A 19,515-nucleotide genomic window follows, 5' to 3' on the forward strand; every position below is an offset into this window, starting at 1 on the left:
TCCGTGGAGCACGAGTGCGGCGACGACATCGGGGTGCGGCTGGGTGGGCCGCAGGGGTGGGTGCGGTTGTGGAACCGGACCCACCCGCACGGCGACGACATGGTGGCGTTCTGCATCGAGCTCGGTGGGGATGGGATGACGGCCGTCGCGCACGGGGTGGTGGTGGCGGGTGAGTCGCCGGCGGCGTTCGTCGAGGGGCTGGCGGCGAGCTTCGAGGGGTGGAGCGGCGTCAGGGCGTGGCAGAACCTCGATCGGGACGTACGGATCGAAGCGGTGTTCGAGCCGGGCGGGCACGTCGACCTGACGTGGACGGTCGAGCCGTGGCGGGAGAGGTACTCGTGGGCCGCATCGGTCACGGTCAAAGGGGTCGAAGCGGGCGAGCAAATGCGTAGGCTGGCGGCTGACCTGCGAGAACTGTTGTAGGGGGGATGAGCGGTGGTCGACCTGAACCGGCCGGAGGGGCTGAGCGACGAGCAGCACATCGAGTGGCTCAAGCGCGTCGTCGAGGAGTTGAAGGCGGAGACCGGCCAGGCGTCGGGGGTGTACGAGCAGCGGGAGACGAACACCGGGCAGCCGGTGTGGGTGATGTGGGGACCGAGTGACTCCGGACGAGATGCTGCGCGCGGCGATGGCGGTCGCCGAGGAGGGGATGGCGAAGGGGGAGCTGCCGATCGGGGCAGTGGTGATCAGCGGTGACGAGGTAGTCGGCCGGGCGCACACGCGGGACAGCGAGGGGCGCCTGAGGCACGCGGACCTGCTGGCGATGCAGGAGGCGGACGGGAAGGGTGCGAGGGACCTCGTCCTGGCGGTGAACCTGGAGCCGTGCCTGATGTGCCTCGGGGCGGCGATGTCGTTGGGGGTCAAGGAGATCCACTACGGCCTGGACTCGCCGGGGGACGGGGCGACGGGGATCGCGAGGAGTTGGCGGCCGGGACCGGGGATGGAGTGGTACCGGGCGCCGGTGGTGCGCGGCGGAATCCGGGCGGACGAGGTGCGGGCGCAGTTCCGGAGGTACTGCGAGCAAGCGTCGGACACCGCGTTGCGACGGTGGGCGGAGACGCTGGTGGCTCGCTGATCGAGACCCGGTGGGCAAATGCGGTTGTGGCCGGTACCTAGACTTCCCGGTATGACCAGGATCGCGGTGTTGACGGGGGCGGGGATCTCGACGGACTCGGGCATCCCCGACTACCGCGGCCCGCAGGGGGAGTGGACGAAGGACCCCGGTGCGCAGGATCTGTTCACCTACAAGAACTTCATGGCCGACGAGGGGACGCGGCGGGAGTTCTGGGCGCGGTACGAGGGGCATCCGGCGTGGCGGGCGGAGCCGAACGCGGCTCATCGGGCGCTCGCGGGGCTGGCGAACACGAGGGTGCTGACGCAGAACGTCGACGGCCTGCACCAGAAGGCGGGCACCCCGGAGCGGAAGGTGTCGGAGCTGCACGGGAGCATGCACCGGACGGTGTGCGTGGGCTGCCGGAAGACGTTCAGCACCAAGGAGATCCTCGGCACGGACAAGAAGTGCCGCGAGTGCGGGGGAATCCTGAAGCTGGGGGTGACGCTGTTCGGCGAGCACCTGGACCCGGACGTGTTGAGCCACGCGAGGAACATCGCGGCGGCGAGTGAGGTGTTCCTGGCGATCGGGAGTTCGTTGCAGGTGGAGCCGGCGGCGGCGCTGTGCACGGTGGCGGTGAAGGCCGGCTCGCGGCTGGTGATCGTGAACCGCGATCCGACGCCGTACGACGACCAGGCGGCGGAGAAGATCACGGAGCCGATCGGCACGGCGGTGCCCAGGCTCTGTGCGGAGTTGGCCGCCGCCCGGTGAGAACGGCGGCCAGGGCTCAGCGGCGGCCGGTGATGACGTGGTCGTGGTCTTGCACGTCGAGGAAACCGGCGTGGGTCACCAGCTTCACGGCGTCCTCGACGGACATTGTGCCGCCGCCGGACATCAGGTTGGCCAGGTCATGCTCGGTGGACAGGGCCATGACGAAGCAGCCGTCGGCGCGGGTGGCCTTGCACAGCAAGGGGAGGGCCGCCTCCAGCACGGGCCGGGGGATGAACTGCTGGGGAAGCCAGACCAGGTCGTAGGCGTCCACATCGGACAGTGCGTCGACGGACTGGTCGCGCAGCTCGATGCGGTCGTCGAGACCGGCCTCGGCGACGTCGCGGCGGGCGACGTCCAGGGCGGTGGGGCTGACGTCGATGCCGACGGCGTGGAGATCGGGTAGCTGGCGGCAGAGCTGCATGGCGATGCCGCCGGCGCCGGTGCCGACGTCGAGGAAGCTGGTGGCCCGCGGCAGCACGTCGGGGCAGACCCGGCCGAAGATGCGCTGGACGATGGCCCCGCTGCTCCGCCCGCGCCACCGGATGAGCTCCCGGTCGGTCTCGGCCCACCCGGGCGGCGCGCCGTCGGCGAAGCGGGAGATCCGGCCGAGCTGCTCCCGGACGTAGCCGCTGACGGCCCCGAGCGGCACGCCGGGCGGCGCGGCGGAGAGCAGCTGGGCGGTGGGTCGGATCGGGTCGGCGGCCAGCCAGCCGGTGTCGATGAGCAGCTGCTGGCTCAGCCGCGACACCTCGTCGTCGGCGTCGGCGGGCCGCAGGAGCAGGCCCTGGTCGGCGAGCCGGCCGATGGCGCCGAGCACCCAGAGCTGCGAGTTCAGGTCGTCGAAGAGGGTCATGCGGGGGAGGCGTAAATCGGCGTGGAACGAATCGTTCACACCCGCCAGCGCACGGGACCGCCCGGCCCGGGGTCGTAGCGGCAGGCGAGGCCGGTGCGGATGGAGGCCTGGAGGTGCGCGGCGGCGCGCGGGGCCTGGGCGGCGATCCGGTCGAGGGCGGCGCGCAGGGTCCGCGTGACGTTGACCCGGGCGCGCTCGGCCTCGGCGGATGCGGAGCGGGGACGGCCGCCGAGGCCGGTGGCGCGGCGGAGCTCGTCGAGGATGAACGCGCGCTCGGGATCGTCGTCGGACAAGAGGCCGAGGCGGGAGCGGTAGGCGCGTAGGGCGGTCTCGTCGAGCAGTGGCGTGGTGCTGACCGCGGCGAGGCCGGGGCCGCCGGCGGCCAGGTCGAGGGCGGGGATTTCCTTCCCAGGGGAGGAAAGAAGGGCGTGCAGGTAGCGCAGGCCGCGACGGTCGTCGAGTCTGGCGTGTTCGGGGCCTGCGGTCAGGAGCCAGTAGTCGCCGTCGCGGCGGAGGTGCCACTCCTCCGCCGAAGGGGCCGTTTCCCGAGACAACGCCTCCTCGGCACGTTCCAGCGCCGGCAGGGCGCCGATCTCGGTGGCCAGGGCGATGGCGGAGCGGAGGTGGTCGACGGCGGGGAGGCCCAGGACGTTGGCGAGGCGGCCGAGCCAGTACGACACCGGTTCGCGGACGGTGTTGGCGCCGGCCCAGACGACCAGGCGTCCGGCGAAGGGCAGGAGTCCCTTGTACAACGGGGAAGCGGCCTCGACGTCGGCGGTGGCCACGGCGGCGCAGGAAAGATCGGCCATGGCGGCGAGCCAGCGGGGGCCGGTGCCGGCGAGGACCGCTGGGAGCACCCGGTGGAGCTCGGCGGCGGCTTCGTCCAGCCGCCCCAACACGACCAGGATGGCGGCGGTGGTGGCCTCGAAGAAGTGGCCGGGGAAGCGGCGGGCCATGGCGGTCATGAGCTCGACACCCTCGGCCAGGCGAGTGGGATCGCCGATCATGCCGCCGAGAATGGTGCCGGCGAGGCGTTGCGTGTCGGGGACACCGAAGCGCATGCCGAGGGCGACGAACTCCGACACGAGGCGGGTGGCGTCGGCGAAGCGGCCCCGGAGGGCGGCGAGCATGGCCTGACGGCTCAACGCCATCACGATGTCGGGACCGTCGCCGGCGGCCTCGGCGGAGCGGGTGAAGACGGCGAGCACGGACTCGGCGGCGCCGACCTGGCCGAGCTCCATGAGACCGATGAACTGCCAGAACAAACCCTTGCGCTGCACCGCATCGGAGTCGGCCAGGGTGGCGATCCGGCGGCCGACCTCGATACGGTCCTGAGCGGCAAGCGGGTCCCACAGGGCGAAGAGCTGGGCGTCGAGAACCTCGGGGTCCGCGTCCGCCAACCGCCCTGCCTCGGTGATGAGTTCCCGGCGGCGGTCACAAGACGACGCGTCACCAACGAGTTCACGGGCCAGCCGTGCCAGCAGCCGAGCCCGCACAGCACCGGTGGACCGGGACACGGCCAGCTCCAGCAGCCGGACCAGCGCCACGTCGACTTCGAGGAACTCGTTTGCCGACAGGGAGTTCAACGCGATGTCGACCAACGAGTCCCCGAAAGCCGAGAGTTCACGGGCGATACCGGGCAGCCCGCGAGAGGCGATCCACAACGCCTGCGAGGACGGCATCACCTGCGCCAGCTCGTCCTCGCTGAGCCCGCGGACGGCCACCTCCCGGCCGACGCCGACCGAGCCGCGGGCCGTCGCGACGACCACGGTGCGGCCGGCGCCGACCCGCCCGGCGAGCACGGCGAGCAGGTCGACGCCGCCGGAGCGGTCGACGTCGTCGGCGACGATCAACAGCGGCTCGGCGGACACCAGCCGCCGGGCGACGTCGTCGAGGTCGAGCGGCCCGGGCGAGGCGAGCAGTGGCGCCACCGCTTCGTCCGGCACGCCCCGGTCCCGGGCCACCTGTGTCCACATCAGACGGCCGCCGGCCCGCAGCACGGCCATCCCGCGCTCCCGGGCCAGGTCGACGGCGGCGTCGGCCAGAGCCGTGGTGCCGGCGCCGCGTGGCCCGGTGAGCACCAGAACGTCGCCGTGCCCCGCGACGGCGCGGTCCAGCGCCTGCGTCAGGTCACGCAGCTCCCGGGCCCGGCCGACCAAGTCCACCCGTCCACAATAGTCAGCAGCCGGGCGTCAGCCGAGCCGTCTCCACACCGGCCATCAGGAACACACCGACGCCGTAATTGCTGGTCGCGGTGGGGCTGATGGGCTGGTACTGGGACGGGTGCGAGGACGGGCCCTGCACGTAGCCGACGACCCCGTTGGACCGCAGCGCCGTCCCCTTCAGCCACCCCCACGCCTTCTGCACGACCGGCAGGTACGTCGCCGAGTCGAGGTAGCCGGCCTGGATCGCCTTGGCCATGCCGTACGTGAACAGCGAGGTGCCGCTCGACTCGGGCGCGGGGAAGGCGGCCGGGTGGTCGACGTCCGCGGTCCAGTAGCCGCCGGCCTGCTGGGTGGCCTTCAGCTTGGCGAACATGTCCTGCAACAGGCTGATGTAGTGCGCGCGGTGGGTGTCGCCGGCGGGCAGGTTGGCGATGGTGTCGGTGAGCGCGGCGACGATCCAGCCGTTGCCCCGCGACCAGTGCTGCGTGGTGCCGACCCAGCGGGAGTCCCGCCACCACAGCGCGTTCTTCTTGTCGTAGATGTGGCTCTCGGGGTAGGCGAACAGCTTGGCCATGGCGTCGAGGTTCGTGCTGCCGCCGAAGTAGGCGAACGCCGACAGCGCGCCGAGCCGCACGGCGTCCACATAGGACATGTCGGAGGCGCTGCCGCCCTCGACCTTCTTGGTCTCCCGGTCGACATAGGCCTTGGCGTCGGCGATGTCCCCGGCGGGGCGCTTGGGGTCGAGCTGGTAGAGGTCGATGTACTCCTGGGAGGCCTCGGGGCCGTCCAGGTTCGGTGTGCCGGTGGGCAGCTTCCACTTGTTGTGGGCGGCCCACGCGGTCGCGTAGTTCAGGTACTTCGCGTCGCCCGTCAGCTTGTACGTCTCGATGTCACCCTTGATGAACAGCGAGTTGAACCAGGTGGCGTCGGCGGGTTTGGCGTTGCCGGCGATCCAGTGGTCGGCGGCCGCCCGGATCGGCGCGACCTCCGAGCAGACGGCCGGCGCCGCCGAGGCCGCCGCGGGGAGCAGGGCCCCGGCGACGAGTGTTGCGGCGATCGCGAGCGACCACCGGGAACGTGAAGCCACCACAACCTCCAGGGGTGTCGGCGCGGCGGCGAGGGCTGGAAACGTTTACATAGTAGGGGTGGCTGTCAACGGTCGGCGTCGCCGCCGTGTCCGGAGCCGAGCACGCCGACGCCGGGGGCGGGCAGCTGCACCGGCACGCCGGTCAGCGCCATCGTGTTGTTGCCGGTGAGCACTCCGGTCGATCCGTTGAACGAGCCGCCGACGCCCGGCCGGACGTCCGAGGCGGCCGCGGGCGCGGCGAGGGCGACGAGCAGGCCGATGACCAGGCCGGTGATGCGCATGAAGATCATTGTTGTCACGATCGATTCATCCGATGACGTCAGGCCGTGACCTCGGACAACCTCTTGACGGGTCGACATGGCCTCCCTACGGTCGGCGACAGAGCTCCGATGTATAGGTTTTCAACGAGGAGGCCGGCGTGAGCGAGCTGTCCCGGAGAACCCTGCTGGCCGCGGGCGGCGCGCTGCTTGCGGCGCCCGCGATGGCGGCCGGCACGGCCAGCGCCGCCGCGATACCCGCCGACGCCGCCGACATCGACGCGAACGGCCTGAATTGGCGGTCCTTCCTCGCCGGCAGCGACCTCGTCTGGCAGCAACTCCCCAAGAACTGGTTCGACGGCCCGTTCCTGGGCAACGGATTCCTCGGCTCCGGCATCTACGCCGAGCCGGGCGCCAACGCCGTCCGGTTCAACGTCCAGCACAGCGAGGTGCAGGACCACCGCCCCGAGTTCGGCTCCCTCTACGGCCTGGCCCGCCTGCCCATCGGCTGGTTCACCCTGGAGCCGGTCGGCACGATCACCGCCGTCGACTGGCGGCTCAGCCTGTACGACGCCGAGCTCGCCGGCACGATCACCACCTCCGCCGGCAGCATCGCGCTGCGGGTGATCGTCCACAACGGACGGTCGATCCTGGCTGTGCAGGCGAAACCCTCCGACGGCGAGGCGAAGTTCCGCTGGGTGTTCCACCCGGCCGCCGCGGTCAGCCCGCGCACCGACCCCAAGTTCAACAAGCCGGCCCCGGCCGGCTACCTGCCCAACCCCGCGCCCAGCACCCAGACCGGCGGCAACGCCACCCTGGTGACCCAGCCCCTGCTCTCCGGCGGCGAGCACGTCACCGCCTACCAGGAGCAGACCCGGGGCACGGTCCGGACCCTCTACGCGACCGTCGCCTGGTCGAACCCCGACAAGACCGCCGGCGCGAAGGCGCTGCACACGCTCAAGTCCGCCTGCGGCAACACGTTCGACGCGCTGACCCGCGACCATCGCGCCTGGTGGAACGCGTTCTACCGGCAGAGTTTCCTGTCGGTGCCGGACGGCCGGCTCCAGAGCTTCTACTGGATCCAGCTCTACAAGGTCGCCTCCGCGACGCGAAAAGCCGCGCCGGTGATGGCCACGACCGGCCCCTGGCTGGAGCCGACGCCGTGGCCTGCCACCTGGTGGAACCTGAACGTGCAGTTGGAGTACTGGCTGATCAACGGCTCCAACCACCTCGAACTGGATTCCCTGACCCGGGCGCTGAGCCAGTTCCGGGACACCCTGACCACCCAGATCGCCGCGCCGTACAACCAGGATTCCGCCGGCATCTGCCGCACCACGGACATCACGCTGGTCAACGGCGGCACGGTCGGCATCCCCGGCCAGGACCCGCCGACGCCGGAGACCGGCAACCTGACCTGGGCGCTGCACAACGTGTGGCTGACCTACCGCCACACCATGGACACCAACCTGCTGCGCAACACGGTGTTCCCGTTGCTGCGCAAGGCGATCAACTACTACCTGCACTTCCTGGCCCCCGGCGCCGACGGCAAGCTGCACCTGCCCAAGACGTTCTCGCCGGAGTACGGCGTCGACACGCCCGACACCAACTTCGACCTCGCGCTGATCCGCTGGGGCTGCCAGACGCTCCTCGACAGCGCCCAGTTGCTGCACATCGACGACCCGCTGGCGCCGAAGTGGCGGGACGTGCTGGCCAACCTGACGCCGTATCCGGTGGACGCCAACGGTTTCATGATCGGCGCCGGCCAGTCGTTCGCCATGTCCCACCGGCACTACTCGCACATGCTGTCGGTGTACCCGCTGTACCTGGTGAACTGGGAGCAGCCGGAGAACCGGAACCTGATCCAGACCTCGGTCAACCACTGGATCAGCTTCAAGGGCGCGTTGCAGGGCTACAGCTACACCGGCGCGGCCTCGTTCGCGGCGCAGATGCTGCGCGGCAACGACTCCGCCCAGTACCTGTCCGACCTGCTGCGGCTCTACATCCAGCCGAACACCCTGTACAAGGAGTCCGGCCCGGTGATCGAGACGCCGCTGTCGGCGTCGCAGTCGATGCACGACATGGTGTGCCAGAGCTGGAACGGGGTCATCCGGGTGTTCCCGGCCATCCCCGACTCCTGGGCCGATGTCACGGTGGACAGCTTCCGCACGCAGGGCGCGTTCCTGCTCAGCGCCTCGCGTCAAAAGGGCGTGACGCGTTGGGTGCGGCTGCGGAGCGAAGTTGGCGCGCCGTGTGTGGTCCGGCACGGGATTCCGGGGCAGGTGGTGGTCCGCGACCCGCACGGGCGGCCGCTGCGGAGCAAGGAACTCGACGCCACCACGATCCAGATCGACCTGCCGCGGGGCGGCGAGGCCGTACTCCACCGGTCCGGGGACCGGCCCGACTTCACGGTCGCGCCGGTCGCGTCGAACGGACCTACGGCCCCCTGGGGCCTGCCTGCGTGAGTTTCACAGGATTCTGTAAGGAAGGTCGTAACCGTTCCTCAGGAACGCCTGATGTGATCTGTGTCGCGGGGCTCCCGGTGGAAACCGGGAGCCCCGACCACTATCAGAAACGGAAGAGATTTCCGGTCCTGTTGTCCCGTTCACAGCCGTTGGTGTACCTGTCCTGGAACTGCACGAGGCGGCCGCGCCACAGGCCGGTCGCGGTCACCGTGATCGGCTGGTAGATCATCGGGCAGAAGATGTGCGCCTCGGTGCCGGGCATGTTCTCGATGTCGCCGTCGACCTGTGCCAGTTGCATGCAGGCGGTCTGGGCATCCGGGTGATTGCCGCCGTCCGGGTCACAGGTGAGCTCGACGACGTGGGGTGTCCCGCCGTTGGTGGCGGCGGTGAGGGTCAGCGTGGAGGGCATGGCGGCCGCGGCGGGGAGGGCGGTCACGCAGGCGGCGACGGCGAAAAGGGCAGCCGCGCCGGCCAGGACTCGGGGGAGGGCCATGGTTGCCTACTCTTGCGCCGATCGTGCAAACCATCGATGTAAAACCGAGTGCTCCACCAGAACGTGTGGCCGCCTTCACCCATTTGTGGTGCTATGTCGTGACTGAGGGAGGCTGCCGTGACTCGATCGATTGACCAGGTCCAGAGTTCGTCCGTCCGCAAGGTCGCGCTCGCGAGTGCGGCCGGCACCACCATCGAACTGTACGACTTCCTGATCTACGGCACCGCCTCCGCGGTGGCGCTGGGCAAGCTGTTCTTCCCGGCCGGCAACCCGACGGTCAGCATCCTGCTGGCCTACGCCACCTTCGGGGTCGGCTTCCTGGTGAGACCGCTGGGCGCGGCCGTCATCGGGCACTTCGGCGACCGCGTCGGCCGGCGCCCGATGCTCGTGCTCACGCTGACCGCGACGGGCGTGTGCACGGCGCTGATCGGCGTGCTGCCCACCTACGCCGGCGCCGGCCTGATCGCGCCGGTGCTGCTGCTGGTTCTCCGTCTGCTGCAAGGGTTCTTCCTCGGCGGCGAGCAGAGCGGCGCGGCGCTGATGGTCGTCGAGCACGCGCCGGAACGGCATCGCACCTGGTACGGCGGCTGGACGTTCCTCGGCTCGCCGCTGGGCCTGTTCCTCGGCACGGCCATGTTCTCGCTGTCCACGGCCGTGTCCGGCCCCGCGTTCCTCAGCTGGGGCTGGCGGATCCCGTTCCTGGCCAGCCTGGTGCTGGTGGCGGTCGGCATCTACATGCGGCTGTCCATCGAGGAGAGCCCGGAGTTCAAGGAGCTGCGCGCCGAGCACCGGGTCACGCGGCTGCCGCTGGGCGAGGTGCTGCGCACGTCGTGGCGCAAGGTGGTGCTGGGTGTCGGCGTGAACCTGGGCTTCAACGCCTTCATCTTCGTATTGGTGACCTTCGTGTTGAGCTACTGGACGTCCGTGCACCACCTGCCGCAGCAGCAGGTGCTGAACGCCGGCCTGGTCGGGGCCGCGTGTCAGGTGGCGGCCATCCTGGTCGCCTGCCGGATCGCCGACCGCGTCGGCCGCACGCCGGTGATGCTGGTCGGGGCCGTGTTCATCATCGTGTTCGCGTTCCCGCTGTTCTGGCTGGTGGACTCCGGCTCGTACGGGGCGCTGATCCTGGCGATGGCCTTGGCGTACGCGGGATCCGGCATCCTGTTCGGCCCGATGGCGGCGTACTACGCGACGCTGTTCGAGCCGCGGCTGCGCTACTCCGGCGCGGCGTTCAGCTACCAGCTGGGCGCGACGCTGGGCGGTGGCCTGTCCCCGCTGGTGGCCACCGCCCTGCTCGGCGTCGATCACGCCCGCCCGTGGCCGGTCTCGCTGTACCTGGTGCTGGGCGGGCTGATCAGTGCGCTGTGCCTGCTGGGACTGCGGCGACTGGCGCCCGGTCCAGCAGCCGGCTGAGCACGTTCTGGAGCGTGCCGGCGGCGTCGGCGACGTCGAAGTCCGTACGCCAGGCGACGACGCCGTCCGGCCGCACCAGGCTCGCGCCGCCGTGGCCGATGCCGTACGCGCGGACCAGCCGATCCGCCGGGTCGGTCAGGTCCGGGCCGAGGCCGACCGTGCGCACCGCGATGCCCAGCCGGTCGGCGACGTGCTTGGCCGCCTCGTGCCAGACGCCGCCCTCCGTGCCGGTCAGCAGCACCCAGTCGCGGCCGAAGAAGTCCACAGTGGACACTTCGGCGCCGTCGCGCAGCAGCGGCACGTGCGGAGCCCGGAAGCCGGGGCGGCCGGTCGGCTCGAGTGGGTTCTCGGTCGGCGCCGGGTCCTCGTCGTCGATCACCACGGCCTCGGACCGCTGCCGGAAGCCGAAGACCAGATCGAGGTAGCCCACCGGCTTCGGCACCGCGTCGCTGCGCAGGTGCGGGGCCATCCGGTCGACGTAGTTGGCCAGCGACTCGGCCACCACCGCCTCGGCGAAGGCGCGCCGCTCGGGGTCGTAGCTGTCCAGCAGGCCCGGTCCGGCCTGGCCGCCCAGCACGGCGGCCAGTTTCCAGGCGATGTCGAAACCGTCGGCGACGGCGGTGTTGCCGCCGAGGCCGCCGGTCGGCGGCGTCACCTTGGCCGCGTCGCCGGCGAGGAAGACCCGGCCGCTGCGGAAGGTGTCGGCCACCCGAGCCGCCATCTCCCACGCCTGCACGGTTTGCAGCCGCAGCGGCAGGCCCGGGTCGTCCAGGCCGAGCCGGATCAGCTCGGCGCAGCGCTCCGGCGTGAAGTCGTCGATCGACTGGCCGCGCGCCGGGTCGTACTCGACGGTGAAGATGAACCGGCCGGGGATGTGCGTCGAGGTGAAGACCCCGGTGAACTCCGGATTCCGGAGGTAGTAGAGCGAGCCGGTGACGTCCGCGAGCCGCTCCGGGTCGGCGTCGAACAGGATGCCGGCGTGGCTGCTGAGGCTGCCCCAGCCGTGCCGGCCGATGCCGAGTTGCTCGCGGATCGGGCTGCGGTGGCCGTCCGCCGCGACCAGGTAGTCGGCGCGGACCTGGCTGATCGTGCCGGTCGGCCGGTGCACCAGCCGCGCGGTGACGCCGAGCGTGTCCTGGTCGAACGAGACGAGTTCGGTGTCGAAGCGGACCCGCGCGCCGTTCTCCCGGGCCCGATCCAGCATGATCGGCTCCAGTTGGACCTGCGTCGCCATGCCCATCGTCAGCGGTGAGAGCGCGTTCCACGGCTGCGGATCGTCGGCGGTGGTGATCGTCTTGAGCACGGCGCCCCGCGCGCTCGTGACAATTTTGATCTCGAAGTCGGCGCTGGCGGCAGTGTTCACCCGGTCGGCGACGCCGGCGGTGCGCAGCAGCTCCATCGTTCGCGGGTGTTGGCCGGCGGCCTTGGGGTGCAACGAGGTTCCCGGGTGCCGCTCGACCACGAGCGTGTCGATCCCCCGATCCGTCAGGAACATCGATGTTGCCGCGCCGGCAAGGCCGGCCCCAACCACGAGCACCCGCACGCGTGTCGTATCCATTTGTCCCCCTTGATTCTCAAAACCAGAGTATCTTAGATTGCGAGAGATTTGTGTGACAAGGGGGTCACGAGACGATCTAGGCCCAGCGTTCCACCTGGACACCGGGCGGGGGGTGTGCGAAGTTCACCGCTCGGAGGTCGATGTGGCTAGAGTGCAGCTCGAAATCCCTTCTTATGACCGTGGCATCGGCCTGGTCACATCCTGGCCGGACGACTATCGGCTGATGGTTTCCGTCGACGAGGCCGGAAAAGTGCGCGTCGTGGGCGATTCGGCCGGCCTGACCGGGTTGGCCGTGCAGCTGCTCGCGCTGGCCCAGAACGGCGTGCCGGCGGGTGCTCACGAGGACCTCGACGACTTCCTTCTGATCCTGGACGAAGGGTCCTCGCCGCTGCGCCTCGAGCGCGCCTGACCCTCGAGGTCGTGGGAACAATCCTCTCGTTCAACGAGAGGAAGGGCCCCTTGCCGACGTTGAACGTCAGTGAGGAGCCCTTCCTGACATGAAAATGATTCAGGCTTGGGGGAACTCCTCGGGGAGGGGGTCCAGCAGCGAGCCGGCGTCGTTGAGCAGGCCGGTGGCCGAGCGGAGCTGGTCGGCGATGCGCTCGCGGTAGTCGCGCAGCCGCGCCGCCTCCTGGTTGCTGCGGTTGATGCGCGCGTCGGCGTCGGCGGTGGCCGCGGTGACCCGCTGGTCCAGCTCGGCCATCTGGGACGCCTCGAGGTCGGCGATGGCGGCCAGCGCGGCGGCCCGCTTGTCGGCGATCTCCTGCTCGAACTCGGCCTCGATCTGCCGGCGTCGCTGCTCGGCCTGCTCGTCGAGCTCCTTGCGCCGCTGCCCGGCCTTGGTGGTCAGCTCGGCCGCCTCGGCGCGGGCCTTGTCCATCAGGCTCTGGTGCTCGGCGATGATCTCCGCCTGCTGCTTGTCGAGATCGGACAGCAGCGTCTGGTACCGCTCGCGCAGCTTGGTGGCGGCCGACTCGGCGTGCGACCACGTGGTCTCGGCGGCGGCCTCGGCCCGCGCGTGCGTCTCGGCGGCGGTCGCCTCGGCGATCTGGAGCGCGCGCTTGGCCTGGTTGGGTGTCTCCTGCACGACCGGCTCGGGCGCGGGGGCCTGCGGCGGCGGGGCCTGCCGGGCCTGCTCGACCTGGCCCTTGAGCTCCTCGATCCGGGCCCGGGCCTGGTCGAGCTGCTTGGCCAGCTCGTCGGCCTGGCGGAGCGCGGCGTCCCGGTCGGCGGCGAACAGCCGCACCTCGGACGTGATGCGCTTGAGGTGCGACTCCACTTCCATGCGGTCATAGCCACGCATGGCGACCGTGAAGCTGGGAATCGACTGGGTGATGTCTCGGTTCTCGGCCGGCGCCATGACGCAAACCTACTCCTTCTCGTCCCACGGAGTGAACGGGCCTTCTCGGGTGAACATGTCCGGTTTACGGTCGAGCGCATGGCCCTCCTGGTGACCCGCCGGCACGTGGACTACGTGCGCGTCACCAGCTCGGCGTGTCGCTGATCGTCCGATCCGCACGCCCACCTCTCCCTTCACCTCTGGAGCACAGCCATGCCCGCCGACGCCTCCGCGTGGTCCTTCGAGACCCGTCAGATCCATTCCGGCGCGACGCCCGACCCGGCGACGGGCGCCCGCGCCACGCCGATCTACCAGACCACGTCCTTCGTCTTCAGGGATACGGCGCACGCCGCCGCCCTGTTCAGCCTGGCCGAGGCCGGCCACATCTACACCCGGATCAACAACCCCACCCAGGACGTGCTGGAGCAGCGGATCGCCGCGCTGGAGGGCGGCGTCGCGGCGGTGGCGTTCGCCTCCGGCCAGGCCGCCGAGACGGCCGCGATCCTGAACCTGGCCGGCGCCGGCGACCACTTCGTGTCCAGCGCCTCGCTCTACGGCGGCACGTACAACCTGTTCCACTACACGCTGCCGAAGCTGGGCATCGAGGTCAGCTTCGTCGACGACCCGGACAACCTGGACGAGTGGCGGGCCGCGGTCCGGCCCGACACCAAGCTGTTCTTCGCCGAGACGCTGGGCAACCCGCGCAGCAACGTGCTGGACATCGCGGCGGTGGCCGGGGTCGCGCACGAGGTCGGCGTGCCGCTGGTCGTCGACAACACGGTGCCGACGCCGTACCTGGTCCGGCCGATCGAGCACGGAGCCGACATCGTCGTGCACTCGGCGACGAAGTTCCTCGGCGGCCACGGCACGGCCATCGCCGGTGTCGTCGTGGACGGCGGCACGTTCGACTTCGGGACGCACGCGGACCGTTTCCCGGATTACAACGAGCCGGACCCGAGTTATCACGGCCTTCAGTACTGGCCGGCGCTCGGGCACGGGGCGTACGCGGCGAAGCTGCGGGTGCAGCTGCTGCGCGACACCGGCGCCGCGATCGCCCCGCAGAACAGCTTCCTGATCCTCCAGGGCATCGAGACGTTGTCGCTGCGGATCGAGCGGCACGTGGCCAACGCCCAGGCGATCGCCGAGTGGCTGGAGCAGCGCGACGAGGTGGAGACCGTGCACTACGCCGGCCTGCCGTCGAGCCCGTGGTACCAGGCGGGTCAGAAGTACCTGCCCGGCGGCGCAGGGGCGATCGTGTCGCTGGAGCTGCGCGGCGGCGCGGAGGCCGGCCGGGCCTTCGTGGACGGCACGGAGCTGTTCAGCAACCTGGCCAACATCGGCGACGTGCGCAGCCTGATCGTGCACCCGGCGAGCACCACCCACTCGCAACTGACCCCAGAGGAGCAGGCCGTCACCGGTGTGACGCCGGGCCTGGTGCGGCTGTCGGTCGGCCTGGAAGGCGTCGAGGACCTGAAGGCGGACCTCGACGCCGGGTTCCGGGCCGCGAAGGCCGCCCTCTGATGGTTGCCCCGCCTCCCGCCACGGGTGCGTGGCGGGAGGCCGATCCGGTCGGCCGGCGGCAGTGGGTGCGGCTGAACCGCCCGCTGCCGCTGGAGCGCGAGGGCGAGCTGCCCGCCGTCCAACTCGCCTACGAGACGTGGGGAACGCTGAACTCGCGGCGTTCCAACGCGGTTCTCGTGCTGCACGCGCTGACCGGCGACAGCCATGTCGCCGGTCCCGCCGGGCCGGGGCATCCCACCGCAGGCTGGTGGGATCCCCTGGTGCAGCCCGGAGTCATCGACCCGGCGCGGTACTTCGTGGTCGCCCCCAACGTGTTGGGCGGCTGCCAGGGGAGCACCGGGCCGTCGTCGGTCGCCCCCGACGGAAAGCCTTGGGGGAGCCGGTTTCCGGCGTTGACCGTACGGGATCAGGTCGCCGCCGAGGTGGCGCTGGCCGACGCGCTGGGCATCGACCGGTGGGCCGCCGTGGTGGGCGGCTCGATGGGCGGGATGCGGGCGCTGGAGTGGGCCGTCACGGCGCCGGAGCGGGTGGAGTCGCTGCTGCTGCTGGCTTCCCCGGCGCAGTCGTCCGCCGACCAGATCGCCTGGACGTACCCGCAACTCCTGGCAATTCGATCCGATCCCGGCTGGCGCGGCGGCGACTACTACGACTCGGCCGAGGGGCCGCACCGCGGGCTCGGCGTCGCGCGGCGGATCGCCCACGTCACGTACCGGAGCGAGGCCGAGCTGTCGGCGCGGTTCGGCCGCGACCCGCAGGGCGACGGCCGGTACGCCGTCGAGTCCTATTTGGACCATCATGCCGACAAGCTGGTGCGGAGGTTCGACGCCGGCAGCTATGTGGTGCTGGCCGAGGCGATGAACTCGCACGACGTCGGCCGCGGCCGGGGCGGGGTGGCGGCCGCACTGCGTCGCATCACGGCCCGGACGGTGGTCGGCGGCGTCACCACGGACCGGCTCTATCCGTTGGCACGGCAGGAGGAGCTCGCCGCCGGCATCCCCGGCGCCGACGGCCTGCGGGTGATCGACTCACCGTACGGGCACGACGCGTTCCTCATCGAGACCGAACAGATCGCCCTCATGGTCAAGGAACTGCTCACAGGTACCGCGTGCCGTGCGGGTTGCCGCTGATCCGCGCGAGGTCGCCGATCACGGCCAGCAGTGGCTCCCGCAGGGCGTCGAGGGCGTTGCGCAGTTCGGCGGTCGGGTCCCACGCCGAGTCGTCGAACTGCGTGCGGTCCTCGAACCGGCGCAGCGCCGGGTGCCACTCGGACAGGAACGGCCGCAGCACCTCCTCCATCAGCCGCTCCGCGACCTCGCCGAACCGCTGCGAGGAATCCGGCCCGCACTCACGGAGTTGCTCGCGGGTGAACGAGAAGATGCTGTGCAGGGAGGAAATCGCCTCGCGCAGGCCGCCGCCGCCCAACGGCCGCACCGGAACCCGGTGCGCCAGCTCGACCTGAACCCGGAACGCCGCCGCCCGCTCCCGGTCGTCCACCGCGAAGTCGTCCCGCTCGCGGCGGGCCGCCAGCGCGGCGGCGCTGATCCGCTCGTGCCGCGCGGGATCGGGATCGCTGTGCCGGATCACGTGTGCGACCACCGCGGGCACCTCCAACGCGCCTCCGCCGACCAGCCGCACCACAGACTGCCGGGACAGCCGGTCCACCGCCAGTCCGACCGGGCCAAGACCATCCAGAACGGGTAACGGCAGCGGATCAGGCGCGAACGCCGTCACGGCGCGCAGCACGTCCAGGCCGGCCTCGCCGGCCCCGTCCACCTCGGCCAGCAGCCGCTTCGCGGTGGTCTCCAGCACCGGCCAGTCCCGGGAGAACAGCCGCCGCCGCACCGAGTCCAGGCCCGCCGACCGGGCCGAGGCGGCGAGGTCCAGCAGCGCGCCGGGATGCCCGCCGACGGCGTCCACCAGCTTGTGCGCGGACTCGCGGTCGCCGGGCGCCAGCTCGTCGACCTGGTTCAGCACGAGCCGTATCGCTTGCGCCGCAGGCAGTTCCGTCAGGGCCACGCCGGCGCCGAGTTCGGCGTACGAGCCGTCCGTGGTCGTGATGACGCTGGCGGCCAGCGGATGGGGTGACAGCAGCCGGCGGACTCGATCCAGCGGCAGGCCGGCCGGCACGCCGTCGACGACCCACAGGCACGGTTCGCGCCGGGCCTCCAACGCCACCGCCACCCGATCGGCGGCGTGACCATCGCCATCGGCCCCTAAAGCAGACGCGATGGCCGTCAACTGCTCCGGCCACGGATCGGCGGCGGAGAGCCAGAAAACGCCGCCGGGGAAGGTGGCGCCGAACTGCCGGGCGTACTCGGACACCAGCGATGAGGCGCCGATGCCGCCGACCCCGTGCACGACGGCGACCGGCTCGCCGCCGCCCTCCGTCAGCGTCGCCGACTGGGGATGCAGGGCGGAGTGCAGCCGCCACAGCTCGGCGGTGCGGCCGACGAACCGGGCCGGCGGCCGGTGCGCCGGGGCCGGCAGCCACAGCGGCGCCCGCCGCTGGTCCACGCCGCCGATCGGCGTCGGCAGCTCGTCGACCTTGCGGGTGACGGCCTCGATGAGGTGGCGCAGCTCCGCCGACGGGCTCCAGAACCGGGCGTCCCGCAGCTCGATCGGCTCGATGTGCCCGGTGCCGCGCTCCGGGTTGACCACCAGCACCCGCCGCAGCGGGTCGCCTTCCCGTTGGCCGGCAAGGAAAGCGGTGACGAGCTCCTGCTGGCAGGCGCGGCGGGTGGGGTAGGCGTGCGAGTAGTAGGCCAGCAGCAGCCGGGACCGGCCGAGCTCGGCCATGATCGTCCGGGACACCGAGTCGAACCGGTGCACGCCGACCTCGTCCTGGAACACCCGCAGCCCCCGGGCGCGCAGCTCCGCCGCCAGCGCCTCGGCCGGCGTGGTGTCCGACCGGCAGTAGCTGAGGAACACATCCCAGGCCATCCCGCCCCGCCTCCTCCGGTTAACTCCGATGGGGGACAGTGTCGAGCCTGACGGACGGGTGAATCGCAAGCCACCTGCTTGCCATAATTCACGGCGTGGCGCTACTCGGCGTCACGGATCATGAAGCCTTGTCACGTTCGGTCGTCGACCTGGTGTCGGCAGTCCTCCACCGTTCGCCGGGCCGGAATCACGGTGAGTCTGCTTTCCCTCGAAAACGGGACATGGACGCGTTCCGTGACTGTGGGCAGTGACGTATCTCTGGGGCTACGCTGCCGCACTTGACACCGTTAGGGATGGGTGCGTGGTGGTCGACCCGTGGTTTGTCGGGCTTTGTGTCGTGACCGTTCTGGCGATATCCAGCGCGGTCGCGATCGCGGTCTACATGCGACCGACATTTCCGGTCGCGACCGCCGGCGGCGGCGCCGACGGGCCGTTCGCCGACGCCGATCTGATCGGCCCGGAACTGCGCGACTGGGCCGCGGCGCACTATCGGCGGACCGTGCCGGTGCTGCGGGTCTGGCAGCGCCGCGCGTGGCTCTACGGGGCCGCCCACTTCTACGCCGTCGGCTGGACCGTGCTGATCTCCCTGTCGCTGCCGTTCCTCATCCCCTACGTCACCGACGGCAACGGCTCGCGCCTGATGGTGCAGGCCCTGTCGGTGTTCGGCGCGGTGGTGTTCGGCCTGCACAGGACGTTCAAGGCCGAGGAGAACTACGGCAAGTACCGGCTGCACGAGTCCAGCGTCTACTCCCTGGTCCGCAAGCTCGTCGACGACCCCGACCAGCTCGGCGCCACCGATGCCGAGCGCCGTCGCCGCTACCTCGCGGAGATCGAGCGGATCCGGGAGCGCGCCCGCAACGACGAGATCAACAATCTGCCCAGTCCATCCTCTCCGCCCCGGGTCGGCCCGGTCACGCCCATTCCCGAGCAACGGGAATCCGACGGTTTTCGATCGGCCGCGCCGGGGCCATTGCGTGGAGGAGCTTCTCCGTGAGTCACCGAACCCGGGTGAGCGGTGTGTGGACACCCTCACCGATAGAACGCGAGGCCGCGTGGGAGCTGTATGTCGAGCTCGCCACGAGGATTACGACCGTGGAACAGAAACCGGGCGCCGGAATCGTTCGCGAGGAACTGAACAGCATTTACTCGCTGTTCGCGTGCACCCGGGACATCCTGCGCAAGTACGGGCCCGAGCTCGCGCCGCGGGGCCGGGCCGGCGGTGTCACCTTCGCCGGCATCGCGGTGGAGATGGTGAACACCGTGCTGCGGCCGCTGCTCACCAAGTGGCACCCCGCGCTGGCCGAGTGGGAGGCGACCCGGCTGCCCGGCACCAGTGTCGTCGTGCACGAGCGGGGCTGGGAGCAGATCGACGTGCTGCGCACGGAGGTCGCCGAGACCCGGCACGTGCTGCTCGACCTGGCCACCGAACTGCACGACGCCATGCACATCGAGCCTGTGCTTTCGCCGCCCGTTCCGGGCGGGGCTCGGCCGCTCTGATCCGGTGCCTTCGCTTGCCGGATTTCGACCGCCGCGTCGGCTCCGTGGTGGGGCGCGTCGGGTGGCGGCGCTCGAAATCCGGCAACCGCTCCAGGCACCGGCGCGGCC

The 19,515-nt window shown here is 70.9% G+C and carries 18 protein-coding genes; 10 read left to right on the plus strand and 8 right to left on the minus strand.

Features of this window, described 5'->3' with window-relative positions; translation table 11 throughout:
- Positions 1 to 3 precede the first annotated feature (3 nt).
- The 3 genes from BCF44_RS04550 to BCF44_RS04560 all read left to right on the plus strand — a co-directional run bounded on the left by BCF44_RS04550 (position 4) and on the right by BCF44_RS04560 (position 1,822).
- Complete coding sequence (locus BCF44_RS04550) at positions 4 to 423, plus strand: DUF6228 family protein (RefSeq protein ID WP_116172725.1); 420 nt, start codon at positions 4 to 6, stop codon at positions 421 to 423.
- 175 nt (positions 424 to 598) lie between these two features.
- Positions 599 to 1,075 (plus strand): nucleoside deaminase, encoded by a 477-nt coding sequence (locus BCF44_RS04555; RefSeq protein ID WP_147328387.1) that lies wholly within the window; start codon positions 599 to 601, stop codon positions 1,073 to 1,075.
- 51 nt (positions 1,076 to 1,126) lie between these two features.
- Positions 1,127 to 1,822, plus strand: a complete 696-nt coding sequence (locus tag BCF44_RS04560) for an SIR2 family NAD-dependent protein deacylase (RefSeq protein WP_116172727.1) — start codon at positions 1,127 to 1,129, stop codon at positions 1,820 to 1,822.
- A gap of 16 nt (positions 1,823 to 1,838) precedes the next feature.
- Here the strand turns inward: BCF44_RS04560 and BCF44_RS04565 are convergent, their stop codons facing one another.
- The 4 genes from BCF44_RS04565 to BCF44_RS04580 form a co-directional block, all read right to left on the minus strand.
- Positions 1,839 to 2,675: an SAM-dependent methyltransferase gene (locus BCF44_RS04565; RefSeq protein WP_116172728.1), complete on the minus strand. Its 837-nt coding sequence runs from the start codon at positions 2,673 to 2,675 to the stop codon at positions 1,839 to 1,841.
- Between the two features lie 35 nt (positions 2,676 to 2,710).
- Positions 2,711 to 4,840, minus strand: a complete 2,130-nt coding sequence (locus BCF44_RS04570; RefSeq protein WP_116172729.1) for an AAA family ATPase — start codon at positions 4,838 to 4,840, stop codon at positions 2,711 to 2,713.
- Positions 4,841 to 4,853: 13 nt separating this feature from the next.
- A complete protein-coding gene (locus BCF44_RS04575; RefSeq protein ID WP_170217322.1) occupies positions 4,854 to 5,927 on the minus strand; it encodes a glycoside hydrolase family 88 protein in 1,074 nt (357 codons plus the stop codon).
- Positions 5,928 to 5,992: 65 nt separating this feature from the next.
- Positions 5,993 to 6,217, minus strand: coding sequence for a hypothetical protein (locus BCF44_RS04580; protein WP_116172731.1), 225 nt, complete (start codon positions 6,215 to 6,217; stop codon positions 5,993 to 5,995).
- Between the two features lie 191 nt (positions 6,218 to 6,408).
- On the opposite strand from BCF44_RS04580, the gene BCF44_RS04585 reads away from it, so the two are divergent.
- Positions 6,409 to 8,646: a glycosyl hydrolase family 95 catalytic domain-containing protein gene (locus BCF44_RS04585; RefSeq protein ID WP_116172912.1), complete on the plus strand. Its 2,238-nt coding sequence runs from the start codon at positions 6,409 to 6,411 to the stop codon at positions 8,644 to 8,646.
- Positions 8,647 to 8,749: 103 nt separating this feature from the next.
- Here the strand turns inward: BCF44_RS04585 and BCF44_RS04590 are convergent, their stop codons facing one another.
- The gene (locus BCF44_RS04590) at positions 8,750 to 9,139 is read right to left on the minus strand and encodes an SSI family serine proteinase inhibitor (protein WP_116172732.1); all 390 of its coding nucleotides are present in this window, start codon (positions 9,137 to 9,139) and stop codon (positions 8,750 to 8,752) included.
- 117 nt (positions 9,140 to 9,256) lie between these two features.
- On the opposite strand from BCF44_RS04590, the gene BCF44_RS04595 reads away from it, so the two are divergent.
- Entirely contained in the window at positions 9,257 to 10,552 is a 1,296-nt protein-coding gene (locus BCF44_RS04595; protein ID WP_246014822.1) for an MFS transporter, read from the plus strand.
- Here the strand turns inward: BCF44_RS04595 and rdmE are convergent.
- On the minus strand, positions 10,494 to 12,110 hold the full coding sequence (rdmE, locus tag BCF44_RS04600) for an aklavinone 12-hydroxylase RdmE (protein WP_116172733.1): 1,617 nt from the start codon (positions 12,108 to 12,110) through the stop codon (positions 10,494 to 10,496). The genes BCF44_RS04595 and rdmE overlap by 59 nt on opposite strands.
- 151 nt (positions 12,111 to 12,261) lie before the next feature.
- Between rdmE and BCF44_RS04605 the strand changes: the two genes are divergently transcribed.
- The gene (locus tag BCF44_RS04605) at positions 12,262 to 12,519 is read left to right on the plus strand and encodes an Imm32 family immunity protein (protein WP_116172734.1); all 258 of its coding nucleotides are present in this window, start codon (positions 12,262 to 12,264) and stop codon (positions 12,517 to 12,519) included.
- 99 nt (positions 12,520 to 12,618) lie between these two features.
- Here BCF44_RS04605 and BCF44_RS04610 read toward each other — a convergent pair whose 3' ends face one another.
- Positions 12,619 to 13,470, minus strand: a complete 852-nt coding sequence (locus tag BCF44_RS04610) for a coiled-coil domain-containing protein (protein ID WP_116172735.1) — start codon at positions 13,468 to 13,470, stop codon at positions 12,619 to 12,621.
- 192 nt (positions 13,471 to 13,662) lie between these two features.
- Here BCF44_RS04610 and BCF44_RS04615 point away from each other — a divergent pair, with 192 nt between their 5' ends.
- On the plus strand, positions 13,663 to 14,970 hold the full coding sequence (locus BCF44_RS04615; protein ID WP_116172736.1) for a bifunctional o-acetylhomoserine/o-acetylserine sulfhydrylase: 1,308 nt from the start codon (positions 13,663 to 13,665) through the stop codon (positions 14,968 to 14,970).
- Positions 14,970 to 16,097, plus strand: coding sequence for a homoserine O-acetyltransferase MetX (gene metX, locus BCF44_RS04620; RefSeq protein ID WP_116172737.1), 1,128 nt, complete (start codon positions 14,970 to 14,972; stop codon positions 16,095 to 16,097). Before BCF44_RS04615 ends, metX begins: the two co-directional genes overlap by 1 nt.
- Here the strand turns inward: metX and BCF44_RS04625 are convergent.
- Entirely contained in the window at positions 16,063 to 17,910 is a 1,848-nt protein-coding gene (locus tag BCF44_RS04625; RefSeq protein ID WP_116172738.1) for a TIR domain-containing protein, read from the minus strand. The two genes, metX and BCF44_RS04625, sit on opposite strands and share 35 nt — an antisense overlap.
- Before the next feature lie 337 nt (positions 17,911 to 18,247).
- On the opposite strand from BCF44_RS04625, the gene BCF44_RS04630 reads away from it, so the two are divergent.
- Both BCF44_RS04630 and BCF44_RS04635 read left to right on the plus strand, forming a co-directional pair.
- Positions 18,248 to 18,904 (plus strand): hypothetical protein, encoded by a 657-nt coding sequence (locus BCF44_RS04630; RefSeq protein WP_116172739.1) that lies wholly within the window; start codon positions 18,248 to 18,250, stop codon positions 18,902 to 18,904.
- A 98-nt stretch (positions 18,905 to 19,002) separates the two neighbouring features.
- Positions 19,003 to 19,407, plus strand: a complete 405-nt coding sequence (locus BCF44_RS04635; protein ID WP_116172740.1) for a hypothetical protein — start codon at positions 19,003 to 19,005, stop codon at positions 19,405 to 19,407.
- Positions 19,408 to 19,515: the final 108 nt, after the last annotated feature.

This window comes from Kutzneria buriramensis (assembly GCF_003387475.1).
Lineage (GTDB): Bacteria > Actinomycetota > Actinomycetes > Mycobacteriales > Pseudonocardiaceae > Kutzneria > Kutzneria buriramensis.

Coding starts and splice junctions, on each gene's coding strand:
- BCF44_RS04560 (WP_116172727.1), top strand. CDS start 1,127: ATGACCAGGATCGCGGTGTTGACGGGGGCGGGGATCTCGACGGACTCG.
- BCF44_RS04565 (WP_116172728.1), bottom strand. CDS start 2,675: ATGACCCTCTTCGACGACCTGAACTCGCAGCTCTGGGTGCTCGGCGCC.
- BCF44_RS04580 (WP_116172731.1), bottom strand. CDS start 6,217: ATGATCTTCATGCGCATCACCGGCCTGGTCATCGGCCTGCTCGTCGCC.
- BCF44_RS04585 (WP_116172912.1), top strand. CDS start 6,409: ATGGCGGCCGGCACGGCCAGCGCCGCCGCGATACCCGCCGACGCCGCC.
- BCF44_RS04590 (WP_116172732.1), bottom strand. CDS start 9,139: ATGGCCCTCCCCCGAGTCCTGGCCGGCGCGGCTGCCCTTTTCGCCGTC.
- rdmE (WP_116172733.1), bottom strand. CDS start 12,110: ATGGATACGACACGCGTGCGGGTGCTCGTGGTTGGGGCCGGCCTTGCC.
- BCF44_RS04610 (WP_116172735.1), bottom strand. CDS start 13,470: ATGGCGCCGGCCGAGAACCGAGACATCACCCAGTCGATTCCCAGCTTC.
- BCF44_RS04615 (WP_116172736.1), top strand. CDS start 13,663: ATGCCCGCCGACGCCTCCGCGTGGTCCTTCGAGACCCGTCAGATCCAT.
- metX (WP_116172737.1), top strand. CDS start 14,970: ATGGTTGCCCCGCCTCCCGCCACGGGTGCGTGGCGGGAGGCCGATCCG.
- BCF44_RS04625 (WP_116172738.1), bottom strand. CDS start 17,910: ATGGCCTGGGATGTGTTCCTCAGCTACTGCCGGTCGGACACCACGCCG.